Annotated in this window: 19 protein-coding genes; 15 read left to right on the plus strand and 4 right to left on the minus strand. The window is 50.1% G+C overall.

All coding sequences use genetic code 11. The annotated features are described in order from the left end of the window. The first annotated feature begins 64 nt into the window (after positions 1-64). The 5 genes from D1646_RS16695 to D1646_RS16715 all read left to right on the plus strand — a co-directional run bounded on the left by D1646_RS16695 (position 65) and on the right by D1646_RS16715 (position 4474). Positions 65-943 carry an MBL fold metallo-hydrolase gene (locus D1646_RS16695; protein ID WP_160637579.1) on the plus strand — a complete coding sequence of 293 codons (879 nt, stop codon included), beginning with the start codon at positions 65-67 and terminating at the stop codon, positions 941-943. Between the two features lie 9 nt (positions 944-952). Beyond that, positions 953-1372 carry a nuclear transport factor 2 family protein gene (locus D1646_RS16700; RefSeq protein ID WP_160637562.1) on the plus strand — a complete coding sequence of 140 codons (420 nt, stop codon included), beginning with the start codon at positions 953-955 and terminating at the stop codon, positions 1370-1372. Positions 1373-1530: 158 nt separating this feature from the next. Continuing rightward, positions 1531-1890, plus strand: a complete 360-nt coding sequence (locus D1646_RS16705; RefSeq protein WP_160637563.1) for a BlaI/MecI/CopY family transcriptional regulator — start codon at positions 1531-1533, stop codon at positions 1888-1890. 10 nt (positions 1891-1900) lie between these two features. After that, entirely contained in the window at positions 1901-3217 is a 1317-nt protein-coding gene (locus D1646_RS16710; RefSeq protein WP_160637564.1) for a M56 family metallopeptidase, read from the plus strand. Between the two features lie 231 nt (positions 3218-3448). Beyond that, the gene (locus D1646_RS16715) at positions 3449-4474 is read left to right on the plus strand and encodes a radical SAM protein (RefSeq protein WP_160637565.1); all 1026 of its coding nucleotides are present in this window, start codon (positions 3449-3451) and stop codon (positions 4472-4474) included. A gap of 50 nt (positions 4475-4524) precedes the next feature. Here the strand turns inward: D1646_RS16715 and D1646_RS16720 are convergent, their stop codons facing one another. After that, a complete protein-coding gene (locus D1646_RS16720; protein ID WP_160637566.1) occupies positions 4525-4875 on the minus strand; it encodes a helix-turn-helix domain-containing protein in 351 nt (116 codons plus the stop codon). A 173-nt stretch (positions 4876-5048) separates the two neighbouring features. Here D1646_RS16720 and D1646_RS16725 point away from each other — a divergent pair, with 173 nt between their 5' ends. After that, positions 5049-5567 (plus strand): nitroreductase family protein, encoded by a 519-nt coding sequence (locus D1646_RS16725; protein ID WP_160637567.1) that lies wholly within the window; start codon positions 5049-5051, stop codon positions 5565-5567. Between the two features lie 48 nt (positions 5568-5615). On the opposite strand, the gene D1646_RS16730 is transcribed toward D1646_RS16725, so the two are convergent. Then, the gene (locus D1646_RS16730) at positions 5616-6002 is read right to left on the minus strand and encodes a helix-turn-helix domain-containing protein (RefSeq protein ID WP_160637568.1); all 387 of its coding nucleotides are present in this window, start codon (positions 6000-6002) and stop codon (positions 5616-5618) included. A gap of 197 nt (positions 6003-6199) precedes the next feature. Between D1646_RS16730 and D1646_RS16735 the strand changes: the two genes are divergently transcribed. Further along, on the plus strand, positions 6200-7090 hold the full coding sequence (locus D1646_RS16735) for a radical SAM protein (RefSeq protein WP_160637569.1): 891 nt from the start codon (positions 6200-6202) through the stop codon (positions 7088-7090). A 9-nt stretch (positions 7091-7099) separates the two neighbouring features. On the opposite strand, the gene D1646_RS16740 is transcribed toward D1646_RS16735, so the two are convergent. Continuing rightward, a complete protein-coding gene (locus D1646_RS16740) occupies positions 7100-7441 on the minus strand; it encodes a helix-turn-helix domain-containing protein (protein WP_160637570.1) in 342 nt (113 codons plus the stop codon). 123 nt (positions 7442-7564) lie between these two features. On the opposite strand from D1646_RS16740, the gene D1646_RS16745 reads away from it, so the two are divergent. Then, positions 7565-8368, plus strand: a complete 804-nt coding sequence (locus tag D1646_RS16745; RefSeq protein WP_160637571.1) for an amidohydrolase family protein — start codon at positions 7565-7567, stop codon at positions 8366-8368. Here the strand turns inward: D1646_RS16745 and D1646_RS16750 are convergent. Then, on the minus strand, positions 8365-8742 hold the full coding sequence (locus D1646_RS16750) for a MerR family transcriptional regulator (RefSeq protein WP_160637572.1): 378 nt from the start codon (positions 8740-8742) through the stop codon (positions 8365-8367). The genes D1646_RS16745 and D1646_RS16750 overlap by 4 nt on opposite strands. Positions 8743-8823: 81 nt before the next feature. Between D1646_RS16750 and D1646_RS16755 the strand changes: the two genes are divergently transcribed. The 7 genes from D1646_RS16755 to D1646_RS23410 all read left to right on the plus strand — a co-directional run. Continuing rightward, positions 8824-9615 carry an SDR family NAD(P)-dependent oxidoreductase gene (locus tag D1646_RS16755; protein WP_160637573.1) on the plus strand — a complete coding sequence of 264 codons (792 nt, stop codon included), beginning with the start codon at positions 8824-8826 and terminating at the stop codon, positions 9613-9615. A gap of 447 nt (positions 9616-10062) precedes the next feature. Next, on the plus strand, positions 10063-10569 hold the full coding sequence (locus D1646_RS16760) for a sigma-70 family RNA polymerase sigma factor (protein WP_160637574.1): 507 nt from the start codon (positions 10063-10065) through the stop codon (positions 10567-10569). A gap of 88 nt (positions 10570-10657) precedes the next feature. Then, on the plus strand, positions 10658-10966 hold the full coding sequence (locus D1646_RS22785; protein WP_201754737.1) for a hypothetical protein: 309 nt from the start codon (positions 10658-10660) through the stop codon (positions 10964-10966). Positions 10967-11206: 240 nt separating this feature from the next. Continuing rightward, positions 11207-11740, plus strand: a complete 534-nt coding sequence (locus tag D1646_RS16770) for a type II toxin-antitoxin system PemK/MazF family toxin (protein ID WP_160637576.1) — start codon at positions 11207-11209, stop codon at positions 11738-11740. Further along, positions 11737-11940 (plus strand): excisionase, encoded by a 204-nt coding sequence (locus D1646_RS16775; protein ID WP_160637577.1) that lies wholly within the window; start codon positions 11737-11739, stop codon positions 11938-11940. Before D1646_RS16770 ends, D1646_RS16775 begins: the two co-directional genes overlap by 4 nt. Before the next feature lie 87 nt (positions 11941-12027). Further along, a complete protein-coding gene (locus D1646_RS16780; RefSeq protein WP_160637578.1) occupies positions 12028-13215 on the plus strand; it encodes a site-specific integrase in 1188 nt (395 codons plus the stop codon). A 181-nt stretch (positions 13216-13396) separates the two neighbouring features. Continuing rightward, positions 13397-14150: helix-turn-helix domain-containing protein (locus tag D1646_RS23410; protein ID WP_243154219.1), on the plus strand; the 754-nt coding region annotated here is incomplete at its 3' end.

Below are 14150 nucleotides of genomic sequence, written 5' to 3' on the forward strand. Positions count from 1 at the left end.
CGTTTCCTCTGCTGAGGCTATGGTCATAATTTCTCATTTCCACACGCTGCTCAAACGCTTATGAATACAGCTTCTAATTCAAGTTTCGGAACAGAGCTACTATATCCAAAGTCCAGCAAAAATTGGGCTGGTGAAGCTGAACGAGCAGGACGTTTGCCTGATTGACAGCGGCAACGATAAGGACGCGGGGCGTAAGGTGCGGCAGCTTCTGGACGCCAACGGCTGGCGGCTTACCACGATCTACAACACCCACTCCAACGCTGACCACATCGGCGGCAACAGGTATTTGCAGGGCCAGACCGGGTGCAAAATCTACGCTCCGGGGATCGACTGCGCCTTTACTCGCCACCCTATCCTGGAACCGTCCTTTTTGTATGGCGGCTACCCGTGTAAGGAGCTGCGGCACAAATTCCTCATGGCCCAGGAGAGCGACGCCCAGGAGCTGACCCAGGAATCCTTGCCGGAGGGCTTTGAGATCCTCCCCCTGCCAGGGCATTTCTTTGATATGGTGGGCTTTCGGACGCCTGATGATGTAGTCTATCTGGCGGATTGCCTGTCCAGCCGGGAAACGCTGGACAAGTATCAGATCGGCTTTATCTATGATGTTGCCGCCTATCTGGACACGCTGGAAATGGTCAAATCCCTGCGGGCAAAAATGTTCGTCCCGGCCCATGCAGCAGCCTCCGAGGATGTAGCCGATCTCGCGCAGTACAACATCGACAAGGTGCTGAAGATTGCGGACAAGATCACAGGTATCTGTCAGGAGCCGCTTTGCTTTGAAGCAATCCTGCAAAAGCTGTTTGCGGACTACGGGCTGACAATGAATTTTGAACAGTATGTTTTGGTGGGCAGCACCGTCCGCTCCTATCTGGCGTGGCTGAAGGACACTGGCAGGGTGAACGCTCTATTTGAAAACAATATGCTGCTTTGGCAGCGGATATAGGAGGACAGCATGGACAAGCGAGAAAAAATCATCAGACTATGGTTTGATATGTGGCTGCAAAAGAAAGACCTCGGCATAGAGGATATATTTTCTGCTGATGCCCTTTACATCGAAAGCTGGGGGCCGCAGTATCAGGGCGTTGCTATGGTAAAGCACTGGTTTGAGGAATGGAATACACGCGGAACCGTTCTCCAATGGGACATCAAGCAGTATTTCCACAAAGAGGATCAGACCATCGTTGAGTGGTATTTTAAGAATACGATGGACGACGGCAAGGTGGAAGCCTTTGATGGCATGACCCTTGTGAAATGGACGGCGGAGGATATGATCTGCTTTTTGCAGGAGTTTGGCTGTAATGAGCATCGCTATGACCCGTATCAGGATGGGCCGGTTCCTAAATTTAGAGATGAACAAGCTATGTGGTTCTGAATTATGCAAAAGAATTTATTTTGTTTGTCAAAAAAGTAAGAGCGTTACTTATCAATCGAATCAAAATTTAAGACCACAGTAGTATTGACATTTATTTAAGACTGTGGTAGTATAACAGCGTGGCCACTACTACGGTCTTAAAAAGGAGGTGCTACCGAATGGAAACTAAACTGTTTGCTTCTGAACTGAAAGTAATGTCTGTCCTTTGGCGCGATGGCGATGTTCCTGCGAAGCATATCGCTAAACTGCTGACCGAGGAATTGGGTTGGAATGTAAATACGACCTATACCTTGATTAAGCGGTGCATCAAAAAGGGCGCGATTGAACGCTCCGACCCCGGTTTCATGTGTCACGCGCTTGTGCCGCAGGCAGAAGTACAGGAGGCAGAAACAAACGAACTGATCGACAGGGTGTATGACGGATGTGCGGACAAACTGTTTGCGGCTTTGCTGGGGCGAAAAAAGTTGAGCGCCGAGCAGATCGAAAAGCTGAAACAGATTGTTGGCGACTTGGAATGAGGTGATGCAAATGAGCCTGTTGCAAATGAGTTTTGCGGGAGGCGTGATGATTTTGGCAATCACCGTCATTCGTACCTTGGCAATCAACCGTCTCCCGAAAAAGACCTTTTTGGCGCTTTGGGGAACAGCCGTTGTGCGCCTGCTGCTCCCGTTCTCTTTCCCCTCTGCATTTAGTGTCTATTCCTTATTAGGCAGTCATGTATCAGGAATAGACGTTGCAGAAAGCCCCCTTACAGTTGCGTTGATGCCAGTTGAAGTAGCTGGGCAAAAGACTACAATGTCCACAAATATAATTTCTGTTTGGGTGGTCATTTGGGCCGCTGGTGCATTAATTTGTGCTCTGGTTTTTGGTGTAGCATATTGGAAGTGCCGACAAGAATTTCAAACCTCATTTCCAGTAGAAAATGCCTTCATTAGAAGCTGGCTGAATAAGCATCAACAGAAGCGCCCAATTTCCGTTCGGCAGTCCAGCCGGTTTTCTGCTCCGCTCACCTATGGCGTATTTCACCCCGTAATTCTGATGCCAATATCTACTGAATGGGCTAATACAAAGTCACTTCTACATGTTTTGGAGCATGAATATGTGCATATCCGGCGGTTTGACAGCATTACAAAATTAGTGTTGATTGCGACGGTGTGTGTGCATTGGTTTAATCCCTTGGTTTGGGTTATGTATATCCTTGTGAACCGGGATATTGAACTATCGTGCGACGAAGCAGTGGTGCATCTTTTTGGGGAGAACACAAGAGCGGCTTATGCGCGGACACTCATCAGCATGGAAGAAACTCGGAGCGGCTTTGCTCCCTTGTGCAGCAATTTTAGTAAAAACGCGATTGAAGAAAGGATAACCGCAATTATGAAAATCAAAAAAGCATCTATTTTCTCTCTTGTTCTGGCACTGGCCCTGGTTTGTGGAGTAACCACGGCATTTGCAACCTCCGCAAATGCACAGCAGGCTGATCCCATGGAGCAGAACGACAATATCAACATTGTGGGTAAACCGGCCTCCGCTCCGCAGATTGCGGACACCTTTGGAACCTTTTTCAAAGATGATGGCAAGTCCGCTGGATTTGATACAAGTGAGGCTCTAATGGCAAGCCCGGTGCAGTCTGGCGATATTTATGGTGCGCCCGTAGACAAAACCGGCGTAGCAGCAAATGGTCTGCCCGAAAGCAATGTAATCTATTTCGACACCGAAGCCCAGCGCGACGAACATTTTCGCGCTCTGGATGCAAACATGGAAAAAGGGCTGGATCGCTATGCGGGCTTTGAAACCATGTATGCTGGCATAGACACCTCCGCACCCATCACCTATATCGTGAAATAAGTACCCGCAATCTGATAAACAACGGGCATAGCCACCTAATGGCGGCTATGCCCGTTTTCCATCAAGGGGTACAGCCTATGTTCAACAATTTTCTAAAGTGATCTGAAACAGTTACTAACTATGTCAAATAGGTGCTATTGTTTTGGAAAGTACCTTCCCTAAAAGTACGTTCTTGCTCTCTTTTTTATAAGATGGTATGTTTATTGCAATTACAACGAAAGGAAACCTCTTATGAAAAATGTAGAGATTGGGCCGATTCGTCCCCCCTCTGAAAGTAACAGCCTGCTGGTTCGCGTCACACGGGGATGCCATTGGAACAAATGCTATTTCTGCGGCCTTTACAAATCCATGCAGTTTTCCATGCGGCCCATTGAGGAAACCATAGAAGATATAGCGAAACAGGCCCAGCTTAACAAAGGCAAAAATTTCACATCCTGTTTCTTGCAGGACGGTGATGCCCTGGTGCTGAAAACCGACTATCTGCTTCGCATACTGGACGCCCTCAACCGCTATTTCCCCAATCTGCAATACATCACGACCTATGCCCGCGCCGACAGTATCACCCGCAAGACTTTATCCGAATTGCAGGCCCTCCGGCAAGCTGGCTTGAATCATCTGTACTGCGGGATGGAAACCGGCTCCGATCAGATATTGAAACTCATTAACAAGGGCTTTCAAGCTGACACGGTGGTGGAAAGCGGCTGCATGGCAAAAGAGGCCGGTATGATCTTGTCCGAGTTTATTCTGCTGGGCATCGGCGGCAAAGAGCTATCCGAAGAAAATGCCGCCGCTACCGCCGAGGCGCTGAACATCATCCGGCCCGACTATATCCGTGTCCATGCCACTGGAATCAAGCCGGAATCGAAGTTAGGCGAGTTCGTCCGAAACGGCTCATTCACGCTGCAATCGGAGGAAGAAATTGCAGTAGAGCAAAAATCCTTTTTGCAACAACTTCAGCCAATGGACAGTTTCTATATAAACGAGCATATCATCAATTTGCTTTTGGAAGTGCGCGGCAATTTACAGACGGACAAGGCACAAATGCTTTCTGTGATTGAACGCTTTTTACAACTCCCGCCAGATGAAAAACTTCTGTTTGCGGTTGGCAGACGGCTGAATATTTTCTTCCGGCTGGACGATTTGAAAAAGCCCGCCCTACACCGGCAGGCGGAGGAAAGTATGCAGAAGATTTTGAGGGAGAATCCCAATATTGATTTTGCGGTGCTGTGCAATTATATCCGGCAGTCACAAATCTGATATAGCGAAAAGGGGACATAGCCGCTCAACAGGCAGCTATGTCCCCTTTATCATGCCCCTGCGCTACAACATGGATACTGAACATCCAGACCATCCATATAGGCAGTTCCCCACTGACACATAGCATCCAAAACCGGGATGATGCTTTCCCCAAAAGCCGTCAGAGAGTATACCGTTTTGGGCGGCTTCTCCGGGATCACTTCTCTATGTACCATGCCGCAGTCCTCCAGATCGCGGAGCTGCTGGGAGAGCATTTTGGGCGTTGCGCTGGGAATCCTCCGCTGCAACTCCATATAGTGCAGAGGGCAATCCACCAGATGCCAGAGGATAAGCGGTTTATATTTCCCGCCAATCAGTGACAGTGTTGCCTCGACAGGGCAGTTAAATTGCTGCTGTTTCATGGAATCACCTCACGGCAAGTATATCATAGTGCGTCGATTTAGAAAAGGACTTACTTTTTGGGAAGTATCTACCGAAAAAGTGCAATCTTGCGGGCCGCCCTGATTGTGTTAAAATCATATCAGGTGGTTGCCCTGGCAGGCCAGCCATCAAATCAAATTGGAGGAAATCTATCATGGATTTTATCACGATTGCAAAGACCCGCTGCTCCATCCGCAGCTACACCGACCAGAAGGTGGAGCCGGAAAAGCTGGAGAAGATTCTGGAGGCCGCTCATGTGGCCCCCACCGCCGCCAACCTTCAGCCGGTTCACCTGATCGTTGTTCAGAGCGAGGAAGGGCTGGCGAAGATCGGCAAGGCCGCTGGCATCTATGGCGCGCCCCTGGCCATCATCGTCTGCGCCGACCACAACAAGGCGTGGGTGCGGCCCTTCGACCAAAAGCAGACCGGGGACATTGACACGTCCATCCTGACCGATCACATGATGCTCCAGGCCACGGAGCTGGGCTTGGGCAGCGTATGGGTGTGCTACTTCAAGCCGGATGTTCTGTGCCGGGAGTTTGACCTCTCCGCCAACTTGGAGCCGGTCAACATTCTGGCTATCGGCTACGCTGGTGAGAACTTCGCTGACCCGGAGCGGCACAGCCAGACGCGCATCCCTGTGGACGAATTGGTTTCCTACGAAAACATTTAAGCTGATTACACCAGGAGGACTGCCCTCCTGGTGTAAATCTTTCATAGATTACTCAGGCAGTATTCTTTCTTCTCCGAAAGGATTGATATAATCAGGGGGGCAGAGATGCGCCTCGCTCCATATCATCATTTGGTTCAGAATCGGAGTAAAACTTTGTCCCAGTTCCGTCAAGGAATATTCCACTTTTGGGGGAATTTCCTTGTAAATCTCACGATGCAAAAATCCGTCTTGCTCCAATTCACGGAGCTGCTTTGTCAATGAGGACTGAGTAATCCCGTCCAGGCGGCGCATGAGCTGACCAAAGCGTTGAACTTTATAAAATGCGATATACCACAAGATCAAGATTTTCCACTTGCCGCCCAAAACCGCCTGCACACTGGTCATTGGCACACAGCGGGCCATCATATCCTGCGTTTGAAATTTATTCCCGGCCATAGCTATATCTCCCTTCGCTTCTTTGGAGATAGTATATACCATCTCAATTTCAAAATCAATGTAGGCCATAAAATTAGTATTAGTACAGAAAACAATACTACTACTAAAAAAGTTGCGTACTTGAATTTAACCGTTGCCGGTTGTACTATGATGGCAACAGGAAATTCCTGATTGATTTTGAAAAGGAGATATGATCTATGCACTTTGATGGAACAATCTGGCGTCCGCCCTATGAGGCCGCGTCCCTGCTGATTCAGGTTACTGCGGGCTGCACACACCACTCCTGCAAATTCTGTACGCTGTATGAGGATTTGCCGTTCAAGTTCAGAATGTCCCCGCCGTCCGAGGTGGAGGAAGATTTGGCTGCGGTCAGCCGCTACTGCCAGGACGCACCCTGGTTCCGGGTTTTCTTCACAGGCGCAAATCCCTTTGTCCTGACCACCGACAAACTGAAAACATTGGCTCAAATGGTGAAAAAGTATTGTCCCAATTATTCATCGATTGGCTGCTTTGGCAGGATCACCGACATTTCCACGAAAACAGTGGACGAACTGAAAGAACTTCGTGCTTTAGGATATAACGGACTGACCTTGGGTGTGGAAACTGGTGATGATGAGGCGCTGGTTTTTATGAACAAGGGCTTTCGGGCCAGTGATGTTCTTGAACAATGCAGAAAGTTAGAGGCCGCTGACATCAGCTACAACTTTTTCTATCTCACTGGTATTTCCGGCGCTGGCCGCGGCGAAATCGGTGCAAAGGCGACTGCGGAACTGTTCAATCAGCTCCACCCACAGATTATCGAATCGTCTATGCTGACAATTTACAAAACCTCCGAGCTATATCAGGAAATCCAGCGCGGCAACTGGAAAGAGGAGGGGGAAATTGAAAAGCTGGCAGAGCTAAAGGCTCTTATTGAAAATCTGACTATCGACACCAGGATTGTGACAGATGGTGCATCCAACCTTATTCAAGTCCGTGGACACCTGCCTGCTGACAAGGAAAAACTGGTTGCCTACTTGGAAAATTTAATTGGCACTGCTGACGAAGCGGCCTTGCGCGAGTACCGTGTTAATCTGCGCCATCTGTAAAAGCCCACCTTAATTGCTGGTTGGTGGTACAGCGGTTTGGTAGTTTGTTCCCCAATCGCACAGTGACTTCAAAACGGGATAAATACTTTCACCGAGTTCTGTTAAGGCATATTCCACTTTCGGCGGGTTGTCTGGATAGACTGTCCTCTGAATGATTTTCTGATCTTCCAGCTCCCGGAGCTGCTGCGTCAAAGTTTTTGTTGTGATTTTCCCTAACCGCCTCTGCAATTCATTGAAGCGCACGGCCCCCTTGGAAATTTGCCACAGGATTTTCAATTTCCACTTGCCGCCCAAAATATTCAGCCCGATCTCCATAGGGCATTGGTTGGTAATTGCAACTGCTTTTGCCATAGTATTTCCCCCATAGCAGTATCAAAAAAGACACTACATACCCAAAATGTGCGTTCTTGTTCATCCTTTTTACCCGTGGTATCCTTGGTGATGCCACATCCAGGCAAGAAAGGAATGATCTTAATGATTGTAGACAGCCATCAACACGTTATGCTCCCCACTTCCATGCAGATTCAGAAAATGGATGATGCCGGGGTGGACAAAGCGGTTCTATTCACAACGACCCCTCACATTGAGAAAGCCAAAACCGCAACCTTAGACGCAATCGGTGCCGAAATGCAGGTGTTATATCAACTTCTGGCGGGCGGCTATTCTCCCGAAGCCAGAAGTGCCAAAATGAAAGGCACCATTCTGGAATTGAATCAAGCTATCCAGGATGCGCCGGAACGGTTCTATGGTTTTGGCCCCGTACCGCTGGGACTTGCTGACAACGATACCGCCGAATGGGTAAAGGAGCATATCATCGGAAACTCATTCAAAGGCATCGGAGAATTTACCCCTGGTTCCGAAACGCAGATCACGCAGCTTGAATCTGTGTTCAAGGCCCTGGCCAATTATCCTGGCCTGCTTATTTGGGTACACACATTCAATCCTGTCACGCTGAACGGCATTCAAATCCTCATGGAGCTGTGCCGGAAATATCCAACCGTGCCGGTTATCTTTGGACACATGGGCGGCTCAAACTGGATGGATGTGATCGCCTTTGCAAAGGAGCAGGCAAACGCATATCTGGACTTGTCTGCGGCGTTTACGCCCCTGTCCGTCAAAACGGCGTTGACCGAAGTGCCGGAACGGTGCTTGTTTGGTTCGGATGCCCCGTTCGGAGAGCCTAAGCTATGCAGGCAGTTGATTGAATTTGTCAGCCCGTCCACTTCCGCCACAGAAATGGCGTTGGGCGGCAATATCGAAAGGTTACTGCAAATTTAAGGTGTATCTGAACAGTGGTGTTCAATCTCCTGCTGGTAAAAAGCAATCTTTTCTTCCAGCTTGGCCTCATGCTCCTGCAACTGCTTAATCTGGTCTTTCAGCGATTGACGGTGCTGAATCAGCATTTCCATCCGCTCCGTAAGGGTAGAATCCCCTTTGGCCCGCAGCACCGCATATCTCTTGATCTCCTTGACCGGCATCCCGGTTGCTTTCAGCCGTTTAATGAAAGCAATCCATGTAATATCCTTCTCAGAGTATCGGCGGCGGTTACTGGAATTTCGCACAGGGGTTATCAAACTCTCATGCTCATAGTAGCGCAGAGTATGAATCCCCAGCCCAGTTACTTCCGAAAACTCCCCAATAGAATAATCCAAAAAAATCCCTCCATCCTCTTGACGTAGAGTTTACTCTACATTGTATGCTCACATTATACTTGAGAAATGGAGGAATTGCAAATGCAACCAGCAAAAAAGTACACCGTCATTACCGGGGCCAGTTCCGGCATAGGGTACGAAACCGCGAAAGCCTTTGCGGATCGTGGTAAGAATCTGATCGTTGCTGCCCGCCGCAAGTCAAATCTGGAACACCTGAGACACGAAATCCTGGAGAAGCACCCCGCATTGGATGTTCTTATCAGAGCGGTTGACCTCTCCGCGCTGGAAGGAGTGTATCAGTTCTATTCTGGGCTGAAAGACTTTCAACTTGAAACGTGGGTCAACAACGCTGGCTTTGGGAACTATGACAGCGTGGCTCACCAGGATTTGGAAAAAATTGATGCCATGCTCCGGCTCAACATCGAAGCCCTCACCATCTTATCCTCCCTGTTTGTCCGGGACTATAAGGATGTCCCTGGAACACAGCTTATCAACCTGTCCTCCTGCGGCGGCTATACCATCGTTCCTACCGCTGTTACCTACTGCGCGACAAAGTTTTATGTCAGCACGTTTACCGAGGGGCTGGCCTGGGAGCTGATCGAGAGTGGGGCAAAGATGCGGGCCAAGGTTCTGGCTCCGGCAGCGACACAGACGGAGTTCGGTAAAAAGGCAAATAATGTGGAGCAATATGATTATGATAGGGCCTTTGGCACTTATCATACAAGCCAGCAGATGGCCGAGTTTCTGTTGCGGCTATACGACAGCGACTGCACTCTTGGTATCGTAGACCGGGAGACTTTCAAATTCGAGCTACGATCCCCGGTGTTTCCTTATGCAAACAGCTCTACCCATAATCAGCATCCAAACAAATAGAATAAGCAAAAAAACTGCCGCACGACGGCAAAAGAAAAAAACCGTCGTGCAGCAGTCCATAGTTATGCCCATTTTATGAACGGCGGTTTTCACAAATGAAAGCCGCCGTTCTTTTATTCCAGCACCAAGGCGCAATTATAGCAATAACCAAGGCGGCTCAAGGAGGTAGCCGCCATGAGGCCAAAAGAGTTTCGACCAATTTTGCCAAAGAGTGATCCATCAAAAAAAGCCTGTCCCCCGCCAAGGGATATTCCGGCCATGAAGATGAACTATACAATGTCGCCACAGCTAAATTTTATTCTTCCCCCCGCCCGGTAGGTTTACGACCTGCCGGGCGTTTTTTGTCATTTTCAGCCGATGGGCATGAAAAGCCCGCCTTTGGTGTAGGTTGTCGTGGCCCGCCCTCCAGTCTGAATTTTCAAAAATTCAGACTGGAGGTAAAAGAAAATGGCAGACAGCCATCCGAAAAATCTTGATCCCCGGCCCAAGCGCCGGAGGGACGAGGACAGTCCCTACGAGATATATACCGCTGGAATCAACACCGCTCACCCGCGCTTCTATCTGTTCTTCAAGGACGGTGGCGGAGTAAAACGCTGGATGGAAATTGACAAAACCCTGTTCGACGCATTCAATGAGTTTGAACTGGACGATCTTTCTTTTTTCAATGAAGTGGACAGGCACTACGAGCAATCCGAGGTGACGGAGGCAACGCTGAACAGGCGGGCCGCAAAGCCCCAGGAAAGCGTGGAAGAAACCGTTTCTCAGCGAATGGAAGTGGACAAGCTGCATCAGGCAATCGCTAAACTGCCTGAAAAGCAGCGCCGCCGTTTGGTGCTGTACTACTTTGGGGAGTTTACATACGAGCAGATTGCGGAAATGGAGGGATGTACGATTTCGCCGGTTAAGAGGTCTATTGAAAAGGCAATCGAGAACTTAAAAAATTTTTTGATTTAGGGGGGGTAAATTTCGCGTTTGAGTGAGGAAACAGGTGGAGGGCGATGGAAAGCCTTCCACCTGTTCCTCGTTTGTGCGGCGAATGGGTTTGACCTTTGAAAACTTCATACCCATTCATCAAGCACAGTCCCATCGCCGCAAGCCTCTTTTGACGCTGCGCCAGGATGTGCCGGACGCCGACAGCGGGATGCCACACTATCATTTCGTCCACGGTCTGCCGTTCGGCATGGAGCGAGAACCAGCGGCCATGAAATACCGGGCGGCTCCCGGTACGGCCACGACCGGCGATGGGGACAATGAGACTCCTGTTCAGTCACAGTCCGAGCGTGATCGCGTTTTCCAGCGTGAAGCCGTCGCAGGCAATGAGAGCAGCCGCATGAGAACCATGCGGGGGTGAAATTCCCGTGGAGCTGGTGCCCGAAGGAAATGCCTTTAGGCGCGCCGCCAGCCGTTTGATGACTTCCCATAGCGGGCCGGGGTGTCGCGGACAAATAGGCTTGCTTTCATATAAGCCGGACAGCGGGACAGGTTTATGGAAACGGGAGCGTTTATGCTCCGCCAACCTTGATATGTCATGCTGTCCGGCTCCTACATAGGCGGTGCAGGCCGTCTAATCTTTATGGGGAGGTCAAACACCATGAGCAGGACATATTTACGCGGCGAACTGTACTACGCCGACCTGGGCCACGGGATCGGCTCGGAGCAGAAGGGCACCCGGCCCGTCGTTATCATCCAGAACAATGTGGGCAACAAGCACAGCCCCACCGTCATTATCGCCGCCGTCACCAGCAAGGCCAACGTCAAAGCCAAGCTGCCCACCCACTACTACCTGGACGCCGGGAACGGGCTGGCACAGCCCTCGCTTGTCCTTTTGGAGCAAATTCGCACCATAGACAAGCAGCGGTTGTCCGGCTACATCGGCAGACTGGACGAAAAACATATCCGGGGCATCAACCACGCCCTGGCGGTCAGCATCGGCCTGATCGAACCCGTACCCCCGAAACTGACCCTCTGCTTATGCGGCGCTTGTGCTGACGCTTTTCGCGGCACAGGCGCTTTTGCTTTGCGGGAGGCCGCGCCAGGACGGGCTGAAAAGGAAGTCTGCATCTACTGCGGCCAGCGCCCTGGTATGGAATATTTGGTCACGCCGAAAGGAGGGGCGCGGATATGAGTTATCCTGATGTGTCCATTTGGGAGAAGTATACGCTGACCATTGAGGAAGCGGCCAAGTATTTCCGTATCGGGGAAAAGAAGCTGCGGAAACTGGCGGAGGAAAACCCGGACGCCAACTGGCTGATAATGAACGGCAACCGCATCCAGATCAAGCGCAGGCAGTTTGAAAAGGTCATTGACTCTCTGGATGTGATCTAATCGCAGATTTGTATTGAGCCGGAAATATGATAAAATATACTCAAGTCGTATCAAGGCTCGTTCCAGTTTTGGAAAGGAGTTTTACCAATGGCGGAGAAACGACGTGACAGCAAGGGCCGCATTTTAAGAACTGGAGAGAGCCAGCGAAAAGACGGGAGATACGCATATAAGTACACGGACAGCACCGGCAAGCCCCAATTCGTCTATGCTTGGAAGCTGGTAGCTACGGACAAGACTCCGGCTGGCAAGCGGGACGATATTTCCCTGCGGGAGAAGGAAAAAGAGATCAACCGGGATATTGCGGACGGCATCGACACCGTGGGCAAAAAAATGACCGTCTGCCAGCTCTACGCCAAGCAGAACAGTCAGCGGGCGGATGTGAAGCGGGGCACCAAGAAACAGCGGGAGTACCTGATGGGCCTCCTGCGGGATGACCCTCTCGGCGGGAAAAGCATCGACGCGGTGAAGCCCTCCGACGCCAAGGAGTGGGCCATCCGCATGAGGGAAAAGGGCTTTAGCTTCCAGTCCATCAGCAACTACAAGCGTTCCCTCCGGGCCGCGTTCTTCATCGCCATCGAGGACGATTGTATTCGCAAAAACCCGTTCAGCTTTGCCCTGAACAAAGTCCTGGAGGACGACAGGGGCGAGAAAACCGTGCTGACGCCGGAACAGGAGGCAAGTCTGATCGACTTCGCGCAGAATGACCCGGTATATCAGAAGTACGCCGATGAGCTTATCATTCTGCTGGGAACCGGGCTTCGCATTTCCGAGTTCTGCGGGCTGACCACGAACCTTGACTTTAAGAACCGACTGATCCGGGTAGACCACCAGCTTTTGCGGGACAGCGAGAACGGCTACTATATTGAAACGCCCAAGACCAAGAACGGCTACCGGGAAATCCCCATGAGTGAGCCAGTCTACCGGGCGTTGAAGCGGGTGGTGAAGAACCGGGGGAAGAAAGCCACCATCACGGTGGACGGCTATACGGACTTTTTGTTTCTCAATCAGGACGGTCTGCCGAAAGTCAGGATGAACTATAACAACATGGTCAGGGGCCTTGTGAGGAAGTACAACAAACAGCACAAGGAGCAGTTGCCCAACATCACCCCGCACTCCCTCCGGCACACGTTCTGTACCCGTATGGCAAACGCCGGGATGAACCCCAAGGCTTTGCAGTACATTATGGGCCACGCCAACATCACCATGACGCTGGACTACTACACCCATGTTGACGCCTGTTCCGTAAAGGCGGAGATGGAGCGGCTGGCTGCGTAGTAAAGTAGTAAAACAGGAGCGGCAGGCCGCTTTTACTACTTCCGTACTACGTTTCAGCGCAAAGTCACGCCGGGATACGCCGAGATATGCAAAAAACTCTCCCAAATGGCAAATGGCGGAAACGCCTGAAAATCAAGGCTTTGCCACCATTTGCCGAGTTACATAAGGTTAGGGCTGGAAATTGCAAAATGTTTTTATCAAATTTTATACCGTGGTGAGCAACCACCATTTACGCAACAAGGAGCTGACCTTAAAGGCAAAGGGGCTTTTGTCGCAAATGCTTTCCCTGCCCGAAGATTGGGACTACACCCTTGCGGGGCTGTCACAGATCAACCGGGAAAAGATAGACGCTATCCGGGAAGCCATAAAGGAGCTGGAACGCGCCGGGTATATCGTCCGTTCACGGGAACGCGACGAGAAAGGACGCTTGCGGGGAGCCGATTATGTAATCTATGAGCAGCCGCATACAGAACCTGCGCCGGATTTACCTACATTGGAAAATCCAACATTGGAAAATCCAACGCAGGAAAAACCAATGTTGGAAAAACCTACGTTGGAAAATCCAATGCAATTAAATAAAGATATACAAAGAACTGACTTACCAACAAAAGAAAAAATAAATACGGATTTGAACCCAAGCATATTGTCAGCCATCAGGAACTTTTATAGGATGTTATTGAATCCCCCGAACCCATTGAAAACACAAGGATTTGAGCAAGTCAACAAATCAATCCCCGTTATCCGGTTCCGTCCCCATTTAAGGGTTTCACGGGAGCTGGCAAGGGAAAAATCAAGGGAAGATATAGGATTTTGGAACGTCAAGGATAAGGCAAGCGTGGGCTGTCGTGATGTGACCAGCCAACAAACTTGCACCCTATATCAGCCCAAAACTTCATACAAGACAGGAAAACGGACATCGGAAGATGCCCGTTTTT

This window comes from Pseudoflavonifractor sp. 60, from assembly GCF_009911645.1.
GTDB lineage: Bacteria > Bacillota > Clostridia > Oscillospirales > Oscillospiraceae > Lawsonibacter.

Excerpts from the sequence above, each read along its gene's own strand:
- D1646_RS16735 (WP_160637569.1), top strand. The coding sequence starts at position 6,200 with ATGCACTTTGATGGAACAATCTGGCGTCCGCCCTATGAGGCCGCGTCC.
- D1646_RS16730 (WP_160637568.1), bottom strand. The coding sequence starts at position 6,002 with ATGGCCGGGAATAAATTTCAAACGCAGGATATGATGGCCCGCTGTGTG.
- D1646_RS16780 (WP_160637578.1), top strand. The coding sequence starts at position 12,028 with ATGGCGGAGAAACGACGTGACAGCAAGGGCCGCATTTTAAGAACTGGA.
- D1646_RS16770 (WP_160637576.1), top strand. The coding sequence starts at position 11,207 with ATGAGCAGGACATATTTACGCGGCGAACTGTACTACGCCGACCTGGGC.
- D1646_RS16705 (WP_160637563.1), top strand. The coding sequence starts at position 1,531 with ATGGAAACTAAACTGTTTGCTTCTGAACTGAAAGTAATGTCTGTCCTT.
- D1646_RS16755 (WP_160637573.1), top strand. The coding sequence starts at position 8,824 with ATGCAACCAGCAAAAAAGTACACCGTCATTACCGGGGCCAGTTCCGGC.
- D1646_RS16720 (WP_160637566.1), bottom strand. The coding sequence starts at position 4,875 with ATGAAACAGCAGCAATTTAACTGCCCTGTCGAGGCAACACTGTCACTG.
- D1646_RS16775 (WP_160637577.1), top strand. The coding sequence starts at position 11,737 with ATGAGTTATCCTGATGTGTCCATTTGGGAGAAGTATACGCTGACCATT.
- D1646_RS16710 (WP_160637564.1), top strand. The coding sequence starts at position 1,901 with ATGAGCCTGTTGCAAATGAGTTTTGCGGGAGGCGTGATGATTTTGGCA.
- D1646_RS16745 (WP_160637571.1), top strand. The coding sequence starts at position 7,565 with ATGATTGTAGACAGCCATCAACACGTTATGCTCCCCACTTCCATGCAG.
- D1646_RS16760 (WP_160637574.1), top strand. The coding sequence starts at position 10,063 with ATGGCAGACAGCCATCCGAAAAATCTTGATCCCCGGCCCAAGCGCCGG.
- D1646_RS16740 (WP_160637570.1), bottom strand. The coding sequence starts at position 7,441 with ATGGCAAAAGCAGTTGCAATTACCAACCAATGCCCTATGGAGATCGGG.
- D1646_RS16700 (WP_160637562.1), top strand. The coding sequence starts at position 953 with ATGGACAAGCGAGAAAAAATCATCAGACTATGGTTTGATATGTGGCTG.
- D1646_RS16715 (WP_160637565.1), top strand. The coding sequence starts at position 3,449 with ATGAAAAATGTAGAGATTGGGCCGATTCGTCCCCCCTCTGAAAGTAAC.
- D1646_RS16725 (WP_160637567.1), top strand. The coding sequence starts at position 5,049 with ATGGATTTTATCACGATTGCAAAGACCCGCTGCTCCATCCGCAGCTAC.